This window comes from Flavobacterium sp. TMP13 (genome assembly GCF_050847115.1).
Classification (GTDB): domain Bacteria; phylum Bacteroidota; class Bacteroidia; order Flavobacteriales; family Flavobacteriaceae; genus Flavobacterium.
On record NZ_CP193656.1, the window covers coordinates 3,412,370 to 3,433,424 of the forward strand.

The window sequence follows — 21,055 nt, forward strand, 5'->3', positions numbered from 1 at the left end:
ACGATTATGCAAATTAAAAAATTACTTTATACGGGTTGTCTCGTTCTTCTGGCAGTAAGTGGAATTGCACAAAGCGGTACCCTCTCCACTGCAGATAGTAAATATCAAGAATATGCCTACATCGACGCTATTACTACTTACGAGAAAGTAGCGGAGAAAGGTTATAAAGACGAACAAATGTTTCAGAGATTAGGAAATGCCTATTATTTTAATGGAGAGCTAGCACGATCTTCAAAATGGTATACTGCTCTTTTTGAAATGAATCCACAACAGGAACCAGAATACTATTATCGGTATGCACAAGCTTTAAAAGCAGTTGAGAATTACATGAAAGCAGATCAGATGCTAGCACTTTTCAATCAAAAGACAAAAACGGATTCTAGAGGAATATTGTTTGCTAACAATACAAATTACTTAGAGCAAATAAAATTAAATTCAGGACGATTTGAAATAGCTGATGCAGGTATCAACTCCCCCTACTCTGATTACGGAAGTGCTTTTTATGACAACCAACTGGTATTCGCTTCGGCAAGAGATACGGGCGGTGTAGCTAGAAAAACATTTAAATGGACTAACAAATCATTTACAAATTTGTACTCTGCACCATTGGAGGCAGATGGAACTCTTGGTAAGCCGAAACGATTTGAAAAAAAAATCAATTCGATATTTAATGAATCGACTCCCATTTTCACAAAGGATGGCAGTACGATGTATTTTACTAGAAACAACTTCTTAGAAGGTAAAAGAGGAAAAAATGATCAAAAAATTACTTTGTTAAAACTCTACAAAGCTAATTTTATGGATGGAAAATGGGCCAACATTACCGAACTACCGTTTAACAGTAACCAGTACAGTGTTGCACATCCGGCGTTGAGTGCAGATGAAAAAACTTTATATTTTGCGTCAGATATGCCTGGAACTTTAGGTCAATCTGATTTGTTTAGTGTCACTATAAATGCAAATGGAACTTTTGGAAGTCCAAAAAACCTTGGAAAAACCATCAATACGGAGGGAAGAGAAACTTTTCCTTTTATTTCTTCTGATAACGAATTGTATTTCTCAAGCGATGGAAGACCTGGTTTAGGTGGTCTTGATGTTTTTGTTTCTACTATAAATAATAACGGAGTTTTTGGAGAAATTCAAAATATTGGCGCTCCAATTAATACTAAGCAAGATGACTTTGCTTTTGTAATCAATAGTAAAACAAAAAACGGATTTTTCTCATCAAACAGAGATAATGGTAATGGCTACGATGACATTTACCGCTTTACGGAGACTAAAAAATTAGTTTGCGAACAATACCTAATCGGAACAGTGACTGACTTTGAAACAGATAAACTGTTGGAAACAGCTATAGTCAATTTACTAGACGAAAACTTCACTAAACTAGAAGAGATAAAAACAGGCTCAGATGGACGGTATTTTTTTCAGGTAATTTGCGGGAAATCGTATTATGTAAGAGCTGCCAAGCAAGAATTCGAAACGAAAGAAATACCAGTGACAATAGAGCAATCTACTGGAAAAACAAAGCTTAAAATTGCCTTAGAGAAGCGAATCAAATCAATAGAAATTGGAACAGATTTAGCTAAAACATTAGACATACCGATTATTTATTTTGATTTAGATAAATCGGCAATCACAAAAGCGGCAACTTTTCACCTAGAGAAAATTCTAGCAGTACTGCAGCAATATCCAAAGATGAAGATTGACGTTCGCTCGCATACAGACAGCAGACAGACTGCTAAGTACAATAGTATTTTGTCAGAAAACAGAGCACAATCGACTATAAAATGGTTGATCAAAAACGGAATAGCAGCCAATCGATTAACTGGAAAAGGATATGGAGAAAGTAAATTAATAAATGGATGCGGAGACGGCGTAAAATGTTCAGAGGCCGAACATCAATTGAACAGAAGAAGTGAATTTTTTATTGTTAAGATAGAATAACTTTGCAATTCGATGCTCGGTAAAGTCACTATATCAATTGTAGCAAAGCGCAAGACCATGAGACTGTATTGATGTACTACCCATTTTAGTACTAGTAGTAGGGTTTGAGGTAAAACACCTCTACCCTGCCCAGGATAGCAGCGAAAAGCCCGCAAAGGAAAGCGGCCTTAAAAAACAAAACCCAAAACAGCGACCAGCGGAAGCTCGTTTTGGGTTTATGTTTTTATGGACGGTGACTGCGGACTTGAAGTGGATTGCCTGAATTGGCAGCATCAATATTAAATGCCTTTAATTGCCCTTTAAACGAGTAAATATTTTTTGAAGCAGTCTCTTACCATCCCGCTTTTCTTTAGGAACCTCAACGGCTTTCAACTCAGAGTTCGTTTCCTTAAATTGATAACTGAAGGCGAATTGTGGATTGTTTGGCGTGTCATTTAATAGTCCGAAACGCAAATCGTTAAAGTAAAGTGCGCCATTCTTTTTTGCTACAATATACCAACCTTCACTTATTTTTTGAAGCTTTTTGAAATCCGAATTCCCGTTGAGTTCAGCTTCGAAATTTGGGTTTTTGGCGTATCGAACAAACGAAATCGGTTGGCTGTCAAGGAGCGAATAATCGCCCAACAAGTACGAATCGGCAGTCGCAATATTAGCGTTCCATAAAATAAGATTGAAAGCGGTGGGTTTTACGATGATCTCAGAATAGGTAATTCCCTGATTTAGAAGCGCTTTTTTAAATTGATTTAGCGCATATAATTTGATTCCGCAGGAAAGCAACAAATAACTGCTGCTTATGACTAAACCTCGTAAAATGTATTTTTTACGGCGCAGTAAATCTTGGGTTCGCCACACCATTATTACGCTGATTAACAACGGAATTGTGTACAGCGGATCGATGACGAATATGGTTTTTAAGGCAAATCGAGTCTCGAGTGGCCATAATATTTGGGTGCCCCAAGAGGTAAACATATCGAGTAAAACGTGGGTAAATAAACACCAAAAAACCATAGCAGTGGCAGTTTTAAAACTAATTTTGTTATGTTCGAATTTTGAAATCAGCCAGCCCAAAAACGGCGATAGCAGCACATATAAAAATAAGGAGTGGCTGATGCCGCGGTGGATCATCACGCCGTTTACGGGATCCATAAATAACCCCACAAGCACGTCTAGGTCGGGCATTGTTCCTAAAATAGCGCCGTACAAAAAAGTACGGTTTTTGAGTGCTTTGCCCGCGCAAACTTGCGCAACCGCAATACCTAAAACGATTTGTGTAAATGAATCCATTTTGCTTTTAAATTGTGGCGTTGGTTACTTCCCGATACAATAAGTAATTTTCCTTTGTTATAAAGGCATTAGAAGCTATGAGGTGTACAAAAGGAGTACAATATTTGATAGAATTACTATTAATAGAGACAGTAAAACAAATTATAACTTTGTGAATTTCAGAATAACCTCTTCAAAATCCTCCTTTATAAACTCCCAGTATTTGCCTTTAAAACAAATAGGATTAAAATCTTCATCAGCTTGTTCAAAGGACGTTAAGTTTTGGATTATCAAATCTCTGTCATGTGTATAAGGATATCTTTGCTTATGTAAATCTAACATTTGGCTGATATCATAAGATTGAAGTAAATCATGTAAATCCCAAAAGTCTTTTTTTCTTCCTCCTCGTTGTACGACATCTATTTTCATGGCAATAATTTCTTCAATAGTTGCCATTCTGATACCATCAATTTCGATATAGGGCTGAATATAATTGTCGGTATAATATAGATCAAGCTTTATTGTGTTTTCTTTATTCTCTCCAATAATATAAGACTTCCCCATTGCTGGAATTATATCTAAAAAATCGACATATTCAAAGTTTTCTTTTAGGTAGTTTTCAATGGCTTTAAAATCTAATGTTCCATATTCCACGTCACTAAAAAGATCAATATCAATAGACTCTCTATGCCCTATTTGTAAACTCAATGCTGTACCTCCTACAAGTCTAAAATCTTTAAATACATCGAATTTCATTAATTGTAACAGACTATTTTTCAATAAATCGTTTACGGTACTATAATGCAGCATTATACGTTTTCTTTATTTTTGTAAATAGTGTATGGCTTCCTAATGGTTTTCGTAAGTGCAGCTTTAATTCTAGCACTTTTATAGAAGCGTTTAATTTCTTCTTTTTCGATATCATTTCCACGTTCAAATATCCGTTTAATAACTGCAACAGCTTGACTTTGCCAGTCAATTTTAGAAATATCAGTATCCCAAAATAAAGATTTCCTTAAAAGAGTCAAGTCTGGAATATTTTGTTTTGCTTTACTTTTTTCTTCCTTAATGTCAAAATAGGTTTGAAGTAAAGCTAGAGAACCTTCTTCTAAATCTAATTTCTCTTCAATTTTCAAAGCAAGTGCTATATTGAGTTTCCTTCTACCCTTTGTAATTGCATTTATTGTTTGGGGATGTTCACCTATAGAAATAGCAAAAGGACGTTGTGAAATCGCTTTTTTACTAAGTAAGCGTTCCAATATTATGCCTGGATGTATCCCTTTGTATTTTTCGATTAAAGATTTCATATTACAAATATAAACAATTTTGTTTACACACTATTGATTAATTGTTGGTATCAAAATTATAAGCCAAAATATATTCAGCTTCAGAATACATAAATTTATTTTCTCCACTTAATTCTTTTAAGGTATCAATACAGTCTAATATATCTTGTTTACAGTTTTTTAATGTACCTCCACCTCCTACAATTCCCTTTTCGTTTTTGGCATAAGCCCAAAAACCGTCTTCGTTTTTCTCGATAATTATTGTAATTATTTTCACGGTATACTGTTTTTTTAAAGTTTAAATTATAGGCAGGCTATTCTGGGCAAAGTGTAACTCATTTTTAAGCTGATGGATGTAAATTTCCATTGTTTTTTCTTTGATGCGGTAAATTTAATGACTATTCGCCGCAAAAAATGCGTCAATAAAGTTATATTTTTACCGTATTTTAAATGTACTCTACAATTCTGTAAAAAACGAAAAAAGGAACTCCTATTTAAAAAGAATTAATTGAAATTTCTTTTCTCACTAATGAAATGAAAGTAAAATATTTGGAGTTATTGCAGGCTAGGATAGCGATGTTTATGTAACTTAGCTCAATAAGTATTTAAATATAAATCCATCAATAACACCTTGAGCATGGATTCAGGATTTCGAATTTTATACCCTGATATTAAGAAGATTATATAATTAATTTAAAAATTGTAGTATGGAAGAACATTTTAAAAACAAAAGGAAAAAAATTGAAATTCCTTTCAATGAAAATTATAATACTAATCTTATCGATACTTCTACATACAGAATTATCCTAGCTCATATTCAACAGATTTACCCAAAAGTATATGATTTAATGAATCATGAGCAATCATTCGAAAGGTACATAGACCCTAAAATAATGACCTTAATGGATTATGAAGCAGAATATCATGCACAAGGATATCCATTTTGTGGAGAACCAGCAATGAGAGATTTATTTGCTTTAATTGCAGCAGAGCTTCAGCCTTACGAAGACGAAGAATATTTAGAAGAATTTGATTTAGACAAGCAATTTTTTATTGATACTGAAGAAATTTAGTTAGGAAAATAGTATTTATAATTTACTCCAAAAAAGGAAATATTTTTTTCCAATATTAGAATAAAGTGATATTAAATTTGATTCTCAGAAATAGAATATACTTCATGTTACTTTTGTAGAATAAATAAAAATATCAACGTCTCTTAACTATATCATCGCTTCAAATATTTTTTTTGGCAAGAAAGATTGCAGCTCAATGAAAAAACGATGGAGACAATTGTAGCACAAATAAAAAAATCCACGCGTAGAAGGAGGGAATCGCCTGCCATTTCTTTTCTTTCGAAGGATATGAAAAATAAACATTTTGAATTTATTGAAAACTAGAATAAAATTATTCTAGTAAAGTAGGTTTGAAAAATGCGGTGAATAATCAACTTATTCACCGCATTTTATATTTTAAAAACTATCTTTTAGGTTATAATTCGTGCTTCTACCGCCTGCATTAGCTTTAACAAGGATCCCTTTATTCACTAAATCAGTAATATCTCTTAGTGCAGTATCTGGCGAAGTTTTGGTCATTTTAGCCCATTTACTTGTGTTTAAATTGCCTTCAAAATTATCCATGAGTTTGTTAAGCATTGTTTGCTGGCGTTCATTACTGATTTTACCTGCAAATTTTACCCAAAAATGATGTTTTCTAACTACTTTTTCAACTATGACACTTGAATGAAGTATACTGTTTTTAAGACAGTCTAGAAACCATATAATCCATGCTGTGATATCAAGGTCGTCCTTTTGAGTTCGTTCTAGGATGGTATAGTAGCTTTTCTTTTGTTTATTTATTTCAGTAGACATACTATAGAATCTTTGGTTGACACCATCCGATTTTGAAAGTTGCATATCAGTAATTGCTCTGGTAATTCTACCGTTACCATCATCAAATGGATGTATCGTTATAAACCACAAATGAGCAACAGCCGCTTTAAGTAGCGATTCTAATTCTTGTTCGTTATTATACCAGTCTACGAATTGCTTCATTTCGTTACTTAAAAGTTCTGCTTTCAGAGCTTCGTAATGAACGACCTCTCTCCCCATTCCTCCAGATACAACTTGCATGGCACCTGAGCGCCATTTTGCAACTTCAATTTTGTGCATACCACTTCTTCCTGTTGGAAACAAGGCCGAATGCCAACCAAACAAGCGATCCTCACTAAGTATTTTATTATCGTTTTGAGTAGCATCGATCATCAATTCTACAATCCCGTCCACATTCCTATCTGATTTTTCTAACCCAGAATATTCTAAACCTAGTCTGGTTGCAATGGAGGAACGAACCAACTCTGGGTTTAATATCTCCCCTTCTATTTCAGAAATTTGTAGTACATCTTGAATCAAGGTTTCTAAATTCGCTTCATCTTTTAATTCGAAACCTAACAATTCCACTTTACCCATAAGTTTACCCTGCAAGTGACGTACTTCGCTTAATAACGAAATAAATTCCTGCTCATTCCAAGTAAACGTAGGCCAGTTTTTAAGTTGATGAATGTAGATTGCCATTGCTTTTTTATTTATGCGTTAAATATAGTGATTATTCAACGCAAAAAAGGCGGTGAATAGATTGGTTATTTACCGCATTTTAGAATTATCATGTTAAAGACAGATTACAATTCAACGAAAAAACAATAACTACAATTCTAGATCAAATGAAAAAAGCAACCCCTAAATCAAAGGAATTGCTTGAGATTTCTTTTCTATCCCCTGAAATGAAACTTAAAAATTTGCTTTTATTGGAAACTAGAACAAGGATGTTTTAATGATCTAGGCAAAAAACGCGGTGAATAGATTACTTATGCACCGCATTTTACTAAATTTTTTAAAATTCTTAGAATATTTGTAACTAACAAATATTTAAAAAGTTAAATTTAATAAACAAAAAAATTAAACACTTTATGAAACTGAGCGTTATAAGTTCTAATAATGCAAAAGGTGATACAACAAGGAATCAAAATTTCATGTAATTAAACTAAGTGAAATAACTTCACATATTTTAGGGCAGTACTTAATGTTTAAATTCTACTCTTCTAAATCAAAACTCTCATATTTTAAGCTAAAGGCTCCTATTTTTCTTATTTCCTTATATAAATATTTATCAATTATCTCCTCAACATTTAGCAAACTTTCAGTATTTAACTCTTCTATTGATGATTCTTTATTCCCAAACCCATTATATGAGGTGCCCAACTTTAGTCCTTGCTTAGAGTGTGGCTCAATTATCCATCTATCATGAATTGGAGTATCAAATGTATCCTTGTCCCAAACAATTTTAATAATTGTCGGTAACGGATCATCAGAAGAAATTTTTTTCCATTCACCTATATAAATTTCTTTATTTATAGACTTCCCAGACTCGTTAGAATGATTATTATTTTTACTCCTAGTTTTGCTGGTTAAAATTTTAACTTCGCAATCAGCCTTAACTTCTTGAATTAACTGTAATATATTTAATTCTTTTTCTGTAAAATAAGGATCTATAATTATTAATTGACAATCAATATTCTTAGCAAACCAATTTTTAAAAATATCAATAGCCTTCATTCTTTCGCCAGGAGATATTATCGGATTTATGTCTAAACTGCCTTTTGTTTTATATAGATTTTTCATTTTACTTATATTGTCCGAAGATAAAATTCCAATTAATTTCGTGTTCTCGATGGTTGAACTAAAAATAGATGATAATATATCTTTTTCTTTAGAATTCACTTCATACCTTTTAATTGCATTTTGAATAAAATACATGTAAGACTCGTAGGCATCATTTAATGATAAACCTGATGATTTATCCAAAATTTCAAAAGTGTCGGCAATATCTTTCGAGACTTTTTTTCCATTATTTAAATCCATCAAATTCTTTCTGAATACATCTTGATATTGACTATTGTCCAAGGAAGCTAACATACCTGATTCTTTGCAAGCTTTATTAATAATTGTTTTACTTTCAATACTTTTAACAAATGGTTTTTTTAAATTTTTCCTAGCTGGATCGTCATCTAACATAGTAATTAATTCATCAGTCAGTTGAGAATCATGTTGGTGAGCCATGTCGATAATACTTTTTATCCCACTAATTTCCCCATCTTTAGCTGTTAAAAGGTCTTTATAAGCTAATTTAAGGTATTTTTTAAACTTACTTTTATCTATATTTAGCCAAGTTTCCCATGTAGCATCAAACCTATTTGTTTTATCGTACACAGAAGGAATTAATTTTATCAAATCGAATGCCTTTTCCATCAATTCAATTTGTTTTTTGTTTGACTTCTGCTTAATTTTATTTGCCAACATAACTAATATTAAGGCACGATCAGATATATTAGTAATTGAATCAGCACGTTTTATTAAATTAGTCCAAGAATTTTCATTTCCACTGTAGTTATCTAAAGATAAAATTTCAGATTCTGAGACGATTTTATATCCTTCATGCTGAATACCTCCGCGACTTGGCAATTTCTCTTTTATTATTAGTATGATTTTTTCCTTTAATGAATCTTTTTGAATTATGGTTAATTCATTTTTTGATTCTTTAATACATTTAACTAATTTTTCAATATAATTATGAATTAGGAAATCGTTATCTAATTTATTTATAAGCATGCAGATTTCATTAATTTCAGAATAATCTAATTTCACAGTTTTCTGTTCTGAGCTAACAGGGTCTTCTGTGCATAATTTAGTCAAAATGAAATCACAAATATTTTTAATGGATTTGTCTTTAGATTTAGTATTTAATTTTTCTAAATAATCAGTTTGAAAAATTTGCGAATTAAAAGTATATAATGCAGAAGAAATGTTAATTATTGTATTTAATTTATAGGAGTCCGTTGTGCTAGAAGTCCATTCATTTAGTAGTGGATTAATATATTGTTTAAAGATGTTCTTTGATAGGTCAACCTTCCCTAAAGCATAAATTCTTAAATATATCTCTGACCAAAGCTTTAGTTTTTCACCTACTGACTGTAATACATTAATTGTGTCAAAGAGTAAATTAAGTTCTACAGAACGCTTGTCATTTATTATAACTAATCCGCAAAAAGAGATGATAGATAGTTTAATACTTGTAATATATGTATTAACAATTGAATTAGATGAAAAAGCTTCTTGGTGCTTTAAACCAGTAGCAAAATCTAGATATTCACCAGCTTTATCTTTCGAAAAATCTTTTAAATCTCTGGCTATTAAGAATCCTATTTCAATTTTTTCCCATAGAACATCTATTTCATTCCATGAACTGTATAATTCTTTTAATAAATCATCAATTAAAATTTCATGATTAGTTTTATCAAAATTTAATATTTTAACTGCATGACAAATAATATAGCATTTATTAGCTACTTGACTTAAATTTTTAACAAAATTATAGTACGGTGTTATTCTAGCTATATGTGGGATCACATTCTCTTTCAAAAAATAAAACTTATCTATGATTTCTATGATTATACTTTCTTTCAGTATTACATCTACAATCTCCCCATAAAACTTGTCGATTAGGATAAAATCTAAATTTTCAACTTCAGTTTTTTCAATATAGTTTTCTAAAGCCAATTTAAGGGATATATCTCTTCTCTCCTGAGTATTTAGCTTTTTGATGGTCTCAAATACGAAATCTGGATTTGCTATTATTATTGTGGATATTACATTCTCTACCATTTTAAAATGATAGGCAGTATCTTTTAATAATAAATCAATATTTTTTCTGGTTTGAAGTTCAATTGTTTCAGTGGAGCTAATTGACTTTTCAATGCTATTATTTTTATCGTTTTTTGATAGCCATAACCATAGGAAACTTAGACAATCTGTTTTTACTGATAAATCCTCCAACTCATCAATTATTAAATAGATGTCAAAAATTCTATCCTTAGCTTCATCAAAACTAATTTTTAATAAAGATTCTGCAATGATCAATTGAAGCTCAACATAGCTCTTAGTGGGCCTATTAATTGTGTTTCTATGGGCATCAAATAATAAAATTAACTCTTTTACTTCATCCTTATTTTTTATAAAAGGTAATGGAGTTGCTATTTCTGATAGTGAAATAGCATTTGGTACATTTTCACTTGAAGTTCTAACTATTTCTTCTAATGTCAACTTAATAGCTTTTGTAACCTCTTTATTTTTCCTATTGTTTTTTATCCAATTTCTTAGGATAAATAATTTTTGACTAAACTTAGTTATGTTTGTTACATTAACAAAGAGCTCATCTATTGAATATTCATCTGATAAAAATCGTAACGCATTTGTAATATTCTTAACGTCATCGTTTTGAATCTTAGCATTAATGATATCAATATCGGCAATTTGTGATTTGTTTTTTTTATTAATTTCTGTAGCATATAAGGTAAGATATGCAAAAGCATAATCTAATGAATTATTTGTAGACGAATTGTCGGTTACTTTTTCAACTAACTCGATTGCAAGTTGCAAATTTGAGTAGATAAGTATGCCAGCAATTTCGAAACCTTTACCACGAATATCGGAAAAATCTATCTGCTCATAAAGAAATTTTATTTGATCTAGTAAGTCAGAATCTTCATGTAAATTATTTATTTTCCTTTGCTTTGCTACAATTGCCAATAATTTAAGTCTATCTTCTTTGAGCAATGCGCTATTCGCTAAAATCAGGGACTGATCATAATCGCCTAATAAAATTCTTGCTTCTATTTCACTTTCCCATAATTCATGTTTTTCTAAACCAATGATGGAAGATTTATGCAATGCAAATCTTAATCTAGCTTCATCAAACCTAATCTTAGTATTTTTAGAGGCATTGTATGCAATTGAAAAGTGCGAGTTTATATTAACTATTGTTTGATATTTGTCGATAAAATGAATAAATGCTTCTGTTGTAAAGAACTTCGTTATTTTTTCCCATTGTTTTGCTTTGCTGTACAAATGAGGCAAATTAAACATACTTTCTTCTGAATCTTGTTTTAACTCGTAATAATCAATTAGTAAATTATTAATACTATCCTCTAAATTTTTTAATTTTTTTTTCGAGAAACTTCTGATTGTATCAACTTGGAAAGTTATTCTTTCGTCAATAATCTTTATAAAAGTAACTTCTTTAATGTTTACTTCTAGAACTGTTTTATCTATCTCAAGAATTTCACAAATTGCAGTTATATTTAAATCTATATCGCTAAAAACTACTAGGGCAATAATTTTATTTAAAACATCATTGTATTTATCGACATCATCCCATATTTTTTCTAAATAATCAGTTTTTTCAGATAAATCATCCGTTTTAAGAAAGTTAGCGACACCTCCATTATTTTCACAGAGCAATTTCAATTCTTTTAATTTAGATGGAATTCCCTTTTTACTTAGTTTATGTATCTCAAGTAGTTCATTTTCATCAGAACAAATTTCTTTAAAATATTCTTTAGTTTCATGAAATCCAAAATTATATATATCTACTGTTGCACAATTTAATTTTTGACTGTAAAATCTATTAAATAAATTTTTCTTTCCAGAAAAAATAAATTTTGCACTCTTCCATGGTAAAATCTCAATTAATGGAATTATTTGATCTAATTCTTTGAAATTCAAATTGTCTAAGCCATCAAAGACAAAGAATATATTCTTTCTCTTTGATTTGATCTTTTTTCTAAGATCGCCTTGAACTGAATTATATAAAATTAAATCTGGACTAATTTCTGTAATTTCTGATTTATTAAAAAAGTAAATTTGACTATAAAGCTTGTCCAAAATACAATCAAAGCTATAGGTATATTTATCAAATTCATTTACAAAGAAAGATATAGTATTTTGAGAGTTTTGCAATACAAAATCATTAAGGATGGTGGTTTTTCCAATTCCCTCTTCTCCACAAATAAAAATAACATCATTTATTTCCAGTGCTTTATCTATTTGATTTAATATTGCATCTCTCTTTATATAGTCTTTAGGAAGTTCTTCTATCCCAGAAATATATGGTAAATCAATAATTTTCGTGTTTTCCATTTTAAAATTTATTATTTTAATTTATCTAATCTTTTTACTAACTTAGAATAATCATTTAAGATAGTCCTTCAAAAAAAAATAATCAATTTTATATTGATTCAATAATTTTCAAATAACATACTTAAATCTTACTTTAATGGTATAAATCTCTTAACCTGCACTGAGAAAAATCTTTAAAAATCACGAAACCGACTAAGGGTATTCTACAATAATTTCTCTCATTTATCATCATCTTAAAAAAATTAAGAAAGAATAAATATCTCTAATACTGAAGAGTTCTCCAACTAAGCCACCATCCCCATCTCAAAAACCTCCACAAACTCCTTCATCTTTGCAATAATTCGATCGCCAATCACTCTCGCTTGCAAAATACTCGGTCTATTGTCCAGGCATTGAAAAACTTCATCTTTAATCGGTTCTCGACCGCTGTAGATATAAGCATCAATTAAAGCTTTAAATTGTAATTTGTCTAAATGTTCGTCTTCACAGAGTTTCCCTAATGCTAGGACTTTTTGCTCTTGCCAGAATTTTTCAAATTCTTCTTCGATGTCGTCACCCTCTTTGATGTTTGGCATATTTTCGTCTATGAATTTCTGAATCAGCTCTCTTTTGCTTCTCAATTTGATGTCGCCGCCTAACAAATCAATAATGGCTTTGCGTTGTGCTTTTGCTTCGGAAGTATTGGCTCCTTTCATTTGTGCCAATAACTTCAAGATGTAAGCTACTCCAATTTTGTCTCGGTGAATCAACTCCAATTCAAAATCAATATCATCGAGAATAGAGGTTTTTTGTACTTGCGTATCTTGTTTTACTTTTTGGTATAAATCCAAGTATTTGCCTTTGTAATCTGCAAATTCTTGTTCGTCGATAGGTAAATCATCCCAATCAAAATCAGCGTAGGATTGCAAGACATTTATATTTCGCAACAATTTTCTAAAAGCTTGCACAAATAAAGCTTCGTCTTCTTCGCTTTCTAAATCGTTTACACTTTGATACGTTGGTGTTATTTCTCGTAAGGCTTTCAAAGCTTCATCGAACTTTTCAGCAATTTTTTCATAACTGGGCATTGTCACTACATCAATGGCATCTTTGTTCGAAAACAAAGTAATAGCATCATCAGTGGCTTTTTTGAGGTTTCTAAAACTCAGAATATTGCCTTGTGATTTCTGTTCTCCTAAAATTCTATTCGTTCTGGAATACGCTTGAATTAAACCGTGTTGTTTTAGGTTTTTATCAACGTATAAAGTATTTACTTTTTTGGCATCAAAACCCGTAAGCATCATATTCACAACGATTACAATATCCAAACGGTCTCTGGCATCATTGAAGTTTTCTTTCTCTCGTTCTTTCAAACGTCGGCTAATATCTTTGAAATAGGATTCAAATAATTTAGGATCTTTGGTCGTAAAACTTCCTTTGTACATTTTATTATAATGTCCAATATAGCTTTCTAATTTGTCTCGACTGTGGCTTGATTTATAACTTGTTTTAGGTTCTGCCGCCATATCAAAATCATTTTCCGCAGGAAGATAATCTTGTGCTTCATCAGAATCTTCGTTGGCTCCAAAAGTAAAAATAGTAGCGATGCGCAAATCGTGTTCTTTTGCTTCTTTCTTCTCTTGAAAAAGATCATAATATTTTACCGCATTTTCGATACTGCTTACCGCCAAAAGTGCCGAATATTGTTTGTTGAAGGTTTTTTGATCGTGATACGCAATGATATAATCGACAATTTTATTGATGCGTTTGGTCGAATCTAATACTTCTTGTTTGTCGATTTCTTCTACTTCGATGTCAATAAAAGTATTGCTTTTGTTCTTGTATTTTCCAATATATTCTATTCCGAAACGCAATACATTTTGATCTCGAATGGCATCTGTAATCACATATTTATGCAAACAATTCCCAAATAAATCTTTGGTGGTTCGTTTTCCGAATTCATTTTTAGAAGCATTCTCGGCAAAAATCGGTGTTCCTGTAAAACCTATCAACTGACTTTTATCAAAAAACTTCGTGATGCGTTCGTGGGTTTCTCCGAATTGCGAACGATGGCATTCATCAAAAATGAAAATAATTTTCTGGTGTCTTAGTGCTTCAAGGTTATTTTTAAAACGGTCAGAAATGGCATTGTTTAATTTTTGGATTGTTGTTAGAACCAATTTGGTGTTATCCGTTAATTGTCTAACTAAAGATTGTGTATTGTCTGTGACATCCACGCTGTCTTTTTTAAACGCATTGAATTCATTCATTGTTTGAAAATCCAAATCTTTTCGATCGACTACAAAAACGACTTTATAGACTTCGGGTAAATCCATCAAAATCTGACTCGCTTTAAACGAGGTTAAGGTTTTTCCCGAGCCTGTTGTGTGCCAAATGTAGGCGTTGTCGTTAGACTGTTTGACTTGCTGAATAATAGCTTCGGTAGCAAAATATTGATACGGACGCAATACCATCATCACTTTGTGGGTTTCGTTGATTACGATATAATGCGCTATCATTTTTCCCAAATGATTGGGGTTCAAAAACGCTGCGGCAAACTCGTTTAATTCGGTAATGTTTTTGTTATTGGCATCTGCCCAAAAGAAAGTTTGTTTGACCGATTGTAATTTGTTATTGGCTAAATATTTGGTGTTTCCACCATTGCTGATCACAAACAATTGCACGTATTGAAACAAACCGTGATTACTCCAAAAAGAATGGTTTTGATAGCGGTTGATTTGGTTAAACGCTTCTTTGATTTCGATACCCGAACGTTTGAGTTCTATTTGTACCAAAGGCAAGCCATTGACTAAAAGCGTCACATCAAAGCGGTTTTTGTAACTTCCTTCTAAACTGATTTGATTCGTAACTTGATATACATTAGAATTCCAATCTTCGCTATTAAAAAACTGAACATAAAATGAAGTTCCATCTTCTTTAGTCAATTGAAAACGATCCCGTAAACTTTTGGCTTTTTCGAATACATTGCCTTTTGCCAAATGATTCAAAACGGCATCAAACTCCTTGGCACTAAAACTAGTTTGATTAAAAAGTTCGAGTTGCTTTTTTAGATTGGCAACCAAAGCATCTCCATCTTGAATTTTTACAGATGCATAGCCTAAACCAATTAATTGTTGGATTAGATTGTTTTCTAATTGTGCTTCGGATTGGTGACTCATAATTATTTTCGTTCAATAGTGATGCTTTTTAAAGTGGTCGAATTTAACCACTTTATCTTTTTTCTTTACACAAACAATTGTTGCAATAATCCTTTTTTCCAAACCTGCGTTTTTTCTATTTGTCCTTGACAATGATTGATTTTTTCATCCATTGCCGATAGAAAATTGGCGATTTTGGTTTGTTCTTTAAAAGATGGAATTAGAATATAAAATGGTGCAAATTTTGAAATCCAATGCCTTTCGTGACCACCAAGTTCATATTTCATTATTTGCATAGTTTCATACATAAATTTAATATTGAATCCTTCTTTTGATTTCAAAATTTTCATTGCAGAAGATTTGGCTTTAAAAGAAAAATCTACAAACTGTGTGGCTGTTGTGAAATCATCAAAAATTATAACTGGCAAATTTTCATTAAAAATCCCAACTGTTTCATTAGTATAACCTAATATAAAAGTTTTTCCTGCTGTTAAAACAGGTGTTTTATATGAATTATCATATTCGGTACTTGAAACTAAATATTTGATTGGTTGAACATAATCCAAACAATCCCCCAACATTTTTTCTTCCCAATCCGCAAAATCATTTCCATTATCATCCTTAAACCGTAGTTCTTGCGAGAAAATTTGTTGCATTACGCCTTTTTTGTATTGCTCTAAAAGGCTTTTCTTTTGTTTTAAGGCGGTTAATTTTTTATCGACTTCGGTTAGGAAATTGGCGATTTTGGTTTGTTCGGGGAGAGTTGGGAAATTTATTGGAATAGAATTACAATTTTCTTTATTCATATATGGAACAGCCGTTTTAGTTGCAACGGTATCCATATATTTTTTCTTTAAATTTAATTCATAAAGTAAAAATCGATATTCAATTTTTTCTTTAGGAATAAAGGCATGTAATTGTTGATTAATTATAATTTCTTTACCTGTAATTGCAGATAATCCTAATTCTCCAACACAAGAAATAATAATTGAGTTAATTGGAACTATTTTTGAACCAACTTTTTTAGCCTCTTCTCGTGATATATTTAAGTCTTTCTTTGAGTAAGTTATAAATCCATTGTGTTCAATATCAGGTGTTGTTATCCAAGGAATATTTCCTTCAAAATTTGTTGGCTTATTTCTACCAGGAACAATACTATCACATAAAGCTCCAACTTTTTCAACTTCCCATTCCCCCGAAAATTCAGGAAAGCGCAAATTTGGTTGTCGATTTTCCATTGTTATTTTTTGGGGTTATTTTTAATTTGGTTTTCCAATTGTTTTAGTTCTTCCAAATCTTGTTCATCTGCTTTTTTAGCATCGAGTTGTTTTCTTTGGGTATTGAATTTTTCATAGATAGCATCTACTTTTTTCTCCATTTGCAGATGCGTTATTGTACCAAGATGGTTTAGTACATTTTTATCATTAAATTCAATAATACGATCTACATTGGTTTTCCAAAAACTCATCGTAATATCTTGTCTGTTTTTGGCTCTTAATTCGGCAGTTTCTAAAAACACCACCACAAAGCGATTCAAACTATTTATTTCATCATCAGTCAAATAGTTTTTGGCGGTGTAAATATCTTGCTTTCTAACTACTGCACCTTTCCAACTGGTTAAATTCATATTGGGTTGGTTAGGGTTAGCACGTATTACCACAATTTCGGCAGCCGTATTGCCTATTATGGCGTATAATAATTTGTTTTGTGTTTCGGCAAAAAACATTTGTGTGGCTTTATCAGTTTTGTCGTAATCGCTACTCAAAGAAAATAAGTCCCGTACTTTTTGGTAGAATCTTTTTTCGGAGGCTCTAATGTCACGAATACGCTCCAGTAATTCATCAAAATGATCGTTTCTACCATTTGGGTTTTTAAGGCGTTCGTCATCCATTACAAAACCTTTAACCATATATTCTTTTAGGTTATAGTTTGCCCATTGACGGAATTGTGTTCCTCTCTTGCTTCGAACTCTAAAACCTATGGCAAGAATCATATCAAGTGAGTAGAAAGTAATGTTATAGTTTTTACCGTCAACAGCAGTTGTCAAGTATTCCTTGACAACTGAAATTGCATCTAACTCCTTTTCTTTCAGTATGTTGTTTATGTGTAAGCTTACATTTTGTTTAGAGGTGTCAAAAAGTTCTGCCAACTGAATTTGATTCATCCAAATGTCACCTTCTCTGGCAAATAATGCTACTGAAGCTTTACCGTCTTCGGTATTGTAAATAATTATTTCTTGTTCTTCTTTCATCTATAATTATCTAAAAAGGAGTATTCTATTTTCCATTGTTATTTTAGGATTTGAATGTTAGGATTTGTTGTCAAAGATTGAAGTTGGTTAATTCCAATAGCGTTGTTTTTTTCTTTCCATTCCGATGCACTTAACACAAAGCTTGGTAAACCTGCTTGATCTTAAAGTGGTCAGATTCGACCACTTTAAAATTCGGATTATTAATTTCTTTCCAAGTACCTAAAAATTCAATAGTATATCTATTTCTAAGCCAATTTTTAATAATGTCTGCCGCTCTGCTTTCTCCTTCATTGGCGTGTGCCATATCAGTTAGGCAAATAAAATCATCAACGTTATTATTAGTAATTATTCCTATTGATGTGCCTTCGATATTTATCGTTTTATCTTTCATTTTAAACTTTTTAAAAGTTCGAATTCTATTTTTAATTAGTGCAAAATCGCCATAATTAAAAAGGAGTTACAATATTCAATTCAGCACAAAAAGAAGTAATCGTTTTATCGGTTTCGTTAATCTGTTGGTCAACGGCTTGAAGTTCCTTTGCAATAGCATTAATATCGATGCTTTCTTCAGCTTCAAAAGTATCAACATAACGAGGAATGTTCAAGTTGTAATCTTGTGAAGCAATGAATTCAAGCGTAGCAATTTTGCTGTATTTATCTTCTTCTGTACGGTTGCTGTACGTGGAGATAATTTTAGAAATGTGTTCGTCTAACAATACATTTTGGGTTTTTACTTTATCAAAATGTTGGCTGGCATCAATAAACAAAACATCCTCGGAGTTTTGGCGTGTTTTTTTCAATACCAAAATACAAGTCGGAATCGAGGTACCGTAAAAGATATTCGCTGGCAAACCAATCACGGCATCCAAATAGTTTTTGTCTTCGATTAAGTATTTACGAATGTGACCTTCTGCGCCACCACGAAACAAAACCCCGTGTGGTAACACAATTGCCATCGTTCCGTTATCCGCCAATTGATGCAACATGTGTTGTACAAAAGCAAAATCGGCTTTCGAACTTGGAGCGAGTTTTCCGTAAGCCGAAAAACGTTCATCGGTCATAAAAAGCGGACTTGCACTCCAATTTGCCGAAAAAGGCGGATTGGCCACAATAGCTTCAAAACGCATATCCAAATGTTGCGGACGCTCTAAAGTATCTTCGTTCTTGATGTCAAAACGTTTGTAGTGTACATCGTGCATAATCATATTCATACGACAAAGGTTGTAGGTCGTAGGATTCATTTCTTGTCCGTAAAATTCGCTTACGTCTTTGACTTCTTTGGCAACACGCAACAACAACGAACCCGAACCACAAGTAGGATCATAAACGCTTTTTAATTTGTCTTTGCCCACCGTTACCAATTGCGCCAAAACACTACTGACTTGTTGTGGGGTATAAAATTCTCCTGCTTTTTTTCCTGCTCCGCTGGCAAATTGTCCAATAAGATATTCGTAAGCATCGCCCAAAACATCGGAATCGGTATTTTCTAAATCAAAATCAATTTCGTCCAAATGAGTTAGGACTTTTACGATTAATTCGTTTTTATCGCTTTCTGATTTTCCGAGTTTATGAGAGGTTAAATCGAGGTCCGAAAATAAGTTTCCAAAATCTTCTTCACTTTCTGATCCCATCGTACTTTGCTCAATGTGCGTTAGTACTTTCGCTAGATCTCCTAAGATAAAGTTGTTTTTTCCACCTGCATTTCCTCTATGTGCCAATTCTGAGAACAATTCTGAGGGTTCTAAGAAAAACCCCAATTTATCAATGGCTAATTCTTTAACTGCTTGCATCAACAATGCTTCGTCAGCATGCCCGATGATATCACCAAAAGTTAATCCGTCTGGTTGTAGTATTTGGTTGGCATACATATCCATTTTTGTACTCAAGTACTTGTAGAATATAAAACCTAATATATAATCTCTAAAATCGTCCGCATCCATTTTACCACGTAGGGTATTTGCAATATTCCAGAGTTGTTGTTCTAATTTTTGTTTTTGTTCGGCTGCCATTTATGGTATTTATTCAATTTTATTTAGGGATTCCAGGATTGGATTTTTATATGCTTTTCTCGTTTAGTTCGAATTGTACTCTTTAATTATGAAGTTCAATCGAAAAGATCTTACAAATTTCGATTCTGTAAGAAATGCATTGGGCTAAGATATTGAAAAAATTAAGTTTTTTGAATATGGAAAACCGTAAAGAACTGCTGTTTTTGTTTCTTTTAGTTTCCTTTAGTTTCTTTAGTTAACTTTTAATTGTTTGAACCGAGCGTTACGACCATCTAACTATTTTGAATTCAGCATTTTGAAGTACCATTTAAAGAAGCTCCTTCCTATATTTGCTGCTGAAAATAAAAAACTAAGATTCTAATAATTTTATTTTTTTATGCAAAAATTATTCAAAACTGTTTTCTAAATCTTGGTTTTAGAAAGCAGTTTTCTGTTTTGTAACTTTAATTTATTTATACATGAGCAAATACCCTTTAAAACCTGAAAGCACTAAGTTTGACTTTTTAACTTCAGAACAACTCGCGTCTTTAATCCAAGAATATTACGAAAAAAGCGCTTCAATCAAATCTTTGAAAGAGAAATACAACCTTCCTACTTATCAAGGCTTTGAAAAACATTTTCCTAGGTTTAAAACTGAGGAGATTTGTAAAAAATGTAGTACCGATATGATCATCATTCCGCATCATCGTGATTGGAGAAATAATGACACCGAATGTCCCAATTGTGGTCATGATAATACCGCAAATTGTAGGTGCTATGACTGTTTGATGGAAGAAAGAAATACGATATTAGAAGAGAAAAGAACCAAAATCGAACAGGCAAAGAAAATCCTTCTAAAAGCAGTTAAAGTACTTGTCCCTTTTGAAAAATTAACTATCGAAGAAAGAATAAGCTTGGCAGTTTTGATTGGAGACAGATCTTCTAATGATCTCTCCCATATCTTGGCATTTGGGTCAAACAAAATATGGAATGACTATAAAGGTTTTATTATGCCATTATTCGAAAATAAAATCATTAGCATTCATCCTGAATCAGATCCACGCGAATTTGATATCAAGAAGATAAATTTGGCAAACTGAAATTAGCTGTCAATTTTGCAACTGTAAAATGGAATATTAATGTCTCCAAAGATAAC

General features: G+C 31.9%; 14 protein-coding genes. 3 read left to right on the forward strand and 11 right to left on the reverse strand.

Annotation, left to right across the window (positions count from 1 at the left end):
- Nucleotides 1–6: 6 nt before the first annotated feature.
- Complete coding sequence (locus ACRASX_RS14690; RefSeq protein ID WP_432221765.1) at nt 7–1,947, forward strand: OmpA family protein; 1,941 nt, start codon at nt 7–9, stop codon at nt 1,945–1,947.
- Nucleotides 1,948–2,235: 288 nt separating this feature from the next.
- Here ACRASX_RS14690 and ACRASX_RS14695 read toward each other — a convergent pair whose 3' ends face one another.
- The 4 genes from ACRASX_RS14695 to ACRASX_RS14710 all read right to left on the reverse strand — a co-directional run bounded on the left by ACRASX_RS14695 (nt 2,236) and on the right by ACRASX_RS14710 (nt 4,773).
- Nucleotides 2,236–3,231 (reverse strand): metal-dependent hydrolase, encoded by a 996-nt coding sequence (locus ACRASX_RS14695; RefSeq protein WP_432221766.1) that lies wholly within the window; start codon nt 3,229–3,231, stop codon nt 2,236–2,238.
- A 141-nt stretch (nt 3,232–3,372) separates the two neighbouring features.
- Nucleotides 3,373–3,966 carry a nucleotidyl transferase AbiEii/AbiGii toxin family protein gene (locus tag ACRASX_RS14700; protein ID WP_432221767.1) on the reverse strand — a complete coding sequence of 198 codons (594 nt, stop codon included), beginning with the start codon at nt 3,964–3,966 and terminating at the stop codon, nt 3,373–3,375.
- 53 nt (nt 3,967–4,019) lie between these two features.
- Complete coding sequence (locus ACRASX_RS14705; RefSeq protein WP_432221768.1) at nt 4,020–4,517, reverse strand: helix-turn-helix transcriptional regulator; 498 nt, start codon at nt 4,515–4,517, stop codon at nt 4,020–4,022.
- Between the two features lie 37 nt (nt 4,518–4,554).
- The gene (locus ACRASX_RS14710) at nt 4,555–4,773 is read right to left on the reverse strand and encodes a hypothetical protein (RefSeq protein WP_432221769.1); all 219 of its coding nucleotides are present in this window, start codon (nt 4,771–4,773) and stop codon (nt 4,555–4,557) included.
- Between the two features lie 430 nt (nt 4,774–5,203).
- Here ACRASX_RS14710 and ACRASX_RS14715 point away from each other — a divergent pair, with 430 nt between their 5' ends.
- Nucleotides 5,204–5,569, forward strand: coding sequence for a hypothetical protein (locus ACRASX_RS14715; RefSeq protein ID WP_432221770.1), 366 nt, complete (start codon nt 5,204–5,206; stop codon nt 5,567–5,569).
- Nucleotides 5,570–5,965: 396 nt separating this feature from the next.
- On the opposite strand, the gene ACRASX_RS14720 is transcribed toward ACRASX_RS14715, so the two are convergent.
- The 7 genes from ACRASX_RS14720 to ACRASX_RS14750 form a co-directional block, all read right to left on the reverse strand.
- Nucleotides 5,966–7,066 (reverse strand): Fic family protein, encoded by a 1,101-nt coding sequence (locus tag ACRASX_RS14720; RefSeq protein WP_432221771.1) that lies wholly within the window; start codon nt 7,064–7,066, stop codon nt 5,966–5,968.
- A gap of 516 nt (nt 7,067–7,582) precedes the next feature.
- The gene (locus ACRASX_RS14725; RefSeq protein WP_432221772.1) at nt 7,583–12,523 is read right to left on the reverse strand and encodes a hypothetical protein; all 4,941 of its coding nucleotides are present in this window, start codon (nt 12,521–12,523) and stop codon (nt 7,583–7,585) included.
- A 284-nt stretch (nt 12,524–12,807) separates the two neighbouring features.
- Entirely contained in the window at nt 12,808–15,681 is a 2,874-nt protein-coding gene (locus tag ACRASX_RS14730) for a type I restriction endonuclease subunit R (protein WP_432221773.1), read from the reverse strand.
- A gap of 65 nt (nt 15,682–15,746) precedes the next feature.
- Nucleotides 15,747–16,898, reverse strand: a complete 1,152-nt coding sequence (locus tag ACRASX_RS14735) for a restriction endonuclease subunit S (protein WP_432221774.1) — start codon at nt 16,896–16,898, stop codon at nt 15,747–15,749.
- 2 nt (nt 16,899–16,900) lie between these two features.
- Nucleotides 16,901–17,911 carry a virulence RhuM family protein gene (locus ACRASX_RS14740; RefSeq protein ID WP_432221775.1) on the reverse strand — a complete coding sequence of 337 codons (1,011 nt, stop codon included), beginning with the start codon at nt 17,909–17,911 and terminating at the stop codon, nt 16,901–16,903.
- 130 nt (nt 17,912–18,041) lie between these two features.
- The gene (locus ACRASX_RS14745) at nt 18,042–18,302 is read right to left on the reverse strand and encodes a KilA-N domain-containing protein (protein WP_432221776.1); all 261 of its coding nucleotides are present in this window, start codon (nt 18,300–18,302) and stop codon (nt 18,042–18,044) included.
- Nucleotides 18,303–18,357: 55 nt separating this feature from the next.
- A complete protein-coding gene (locus ACRASX_RS14750) occupies nt 18,358–19,920 on the reverse strand; it encodes a type I restriction-modification system subunit M (RefSeq protein WP_432221777.1) in 1,563 nt (520 codons plus the stop codon).
- Nucleotides 19,921–20,378: 458 nt separating this feature from the next.
- On the opposite strand from ACRASX_RS14750, the gene ACRASX_RS14755 reads away from it, so the two are divergent.
- Complete coding sequence (locus ACRASX_RS14755; RefSeq protein ID WP_432221778.1) at nt 20,379–20,999, forward strand: hypothetical protein; 621 nt, start codon at nt 20,379–20,381, stop codon at nt 20,997–20,999.
- The last annotated feature ends 56 nt before the right edge of the window (nt 21,000–21,055 follow it).

Excerpts from the sequence above, each read along its gene's own strand:
- ACRASX_RS14745 (WP_432221776.1), bottom strand. The coding sequence starts at position 18,302 with ATGAAAGATAAAACGATAAATATCGAAGGCACATCAATAGGAATAATT.
- ACRASX_RS14705 (WP_432221768.1), bottom strand. The coding sequence starts at position 4,517 with ATGAAATCTTTAATCGAAAAATACAAAGGGATACATCCAGGCATAATA.
- ACRASX_RS14735 (WP_432221774.1), bottom strand. The coding sequence starts at position 16,898 with ATGGAAAATCGACAACCAAATTTGCGCTTTCCTGAATTTTCGGGGGAA.
- ACRASX_RS14730 (WP_432221773.1), bottom strand. The coding sequence starts at position 15,681 with ATGAGTCACCAATCCGAAGCACAATTAGAAAACAATCTAATCCAACAA.
- ACRASX_RS14700 (WP_432221767.1), bottom strand. The coding sequence starts at position 3,966 with ATGAAATTCGATGTATTTAAAGATTTTAGACTTGTAGGAGGTACAGCA.
- ACRASX_RS14695 (WP_432221766.1), bottom strand. The coding sequence starts at position 3,231 with ATGGATTCATTTACACAAATCGTTTTAGGTATTGCGGTTGCGCAAGTT.
- ACRASX_RS14740 (WP_432221775.1), bottom strand. The coding sequence starts at position 17,911 with ATGAAAGAAGAACAAGAAATAATTATTTACAATACCGAAGACGGTAAA.
- ACRASX_RS14725 (WP_432221772.1), bottom strand. The coding sequence starts at position 12,523 with ATGGAAAACACGAAAATTATTGATTTACCATATATTTCTGGGATAGAA.
- ACRASX_RS14755 (WP_432221778.1), top strand. The coding sequence starts at position 20,379 with ATGAGCAAATACCCTTTAAAACCTGAAAGCACTAAGTTTGACTTTTTA.
- ACRASX_RS14720 (WP_432221771.1), bottom strand. The coding sequence starts at position 7,066 with ATGGCAATCTACATTCATCAACTTAAAAACTGGCCTACGTTTACTTGG.
- ACRASX_RS14690 (WP_432221765.1), top strand. The coding sequence starts at position 7 with ATGCAAATTAAAAAATTACTTTATACGGGTTGTCTCGTTCTTCTGGCA.
- ACRASX_RS14750 (WP_432221777.1), bottom strand. The coding sequence starts at position 19,920 with ATGGCAGCCGAACAAAAACAAAAATTAGAACAACAACTCTGGAATATT.
- ACRASX_RS14715 (WP_432221770.1), top strand. The coding sequence starts at position 5,204 with ATGGAAGAACATTTTAAAAACAAAAGGAAAAAAATTGAAATTCCTTTC.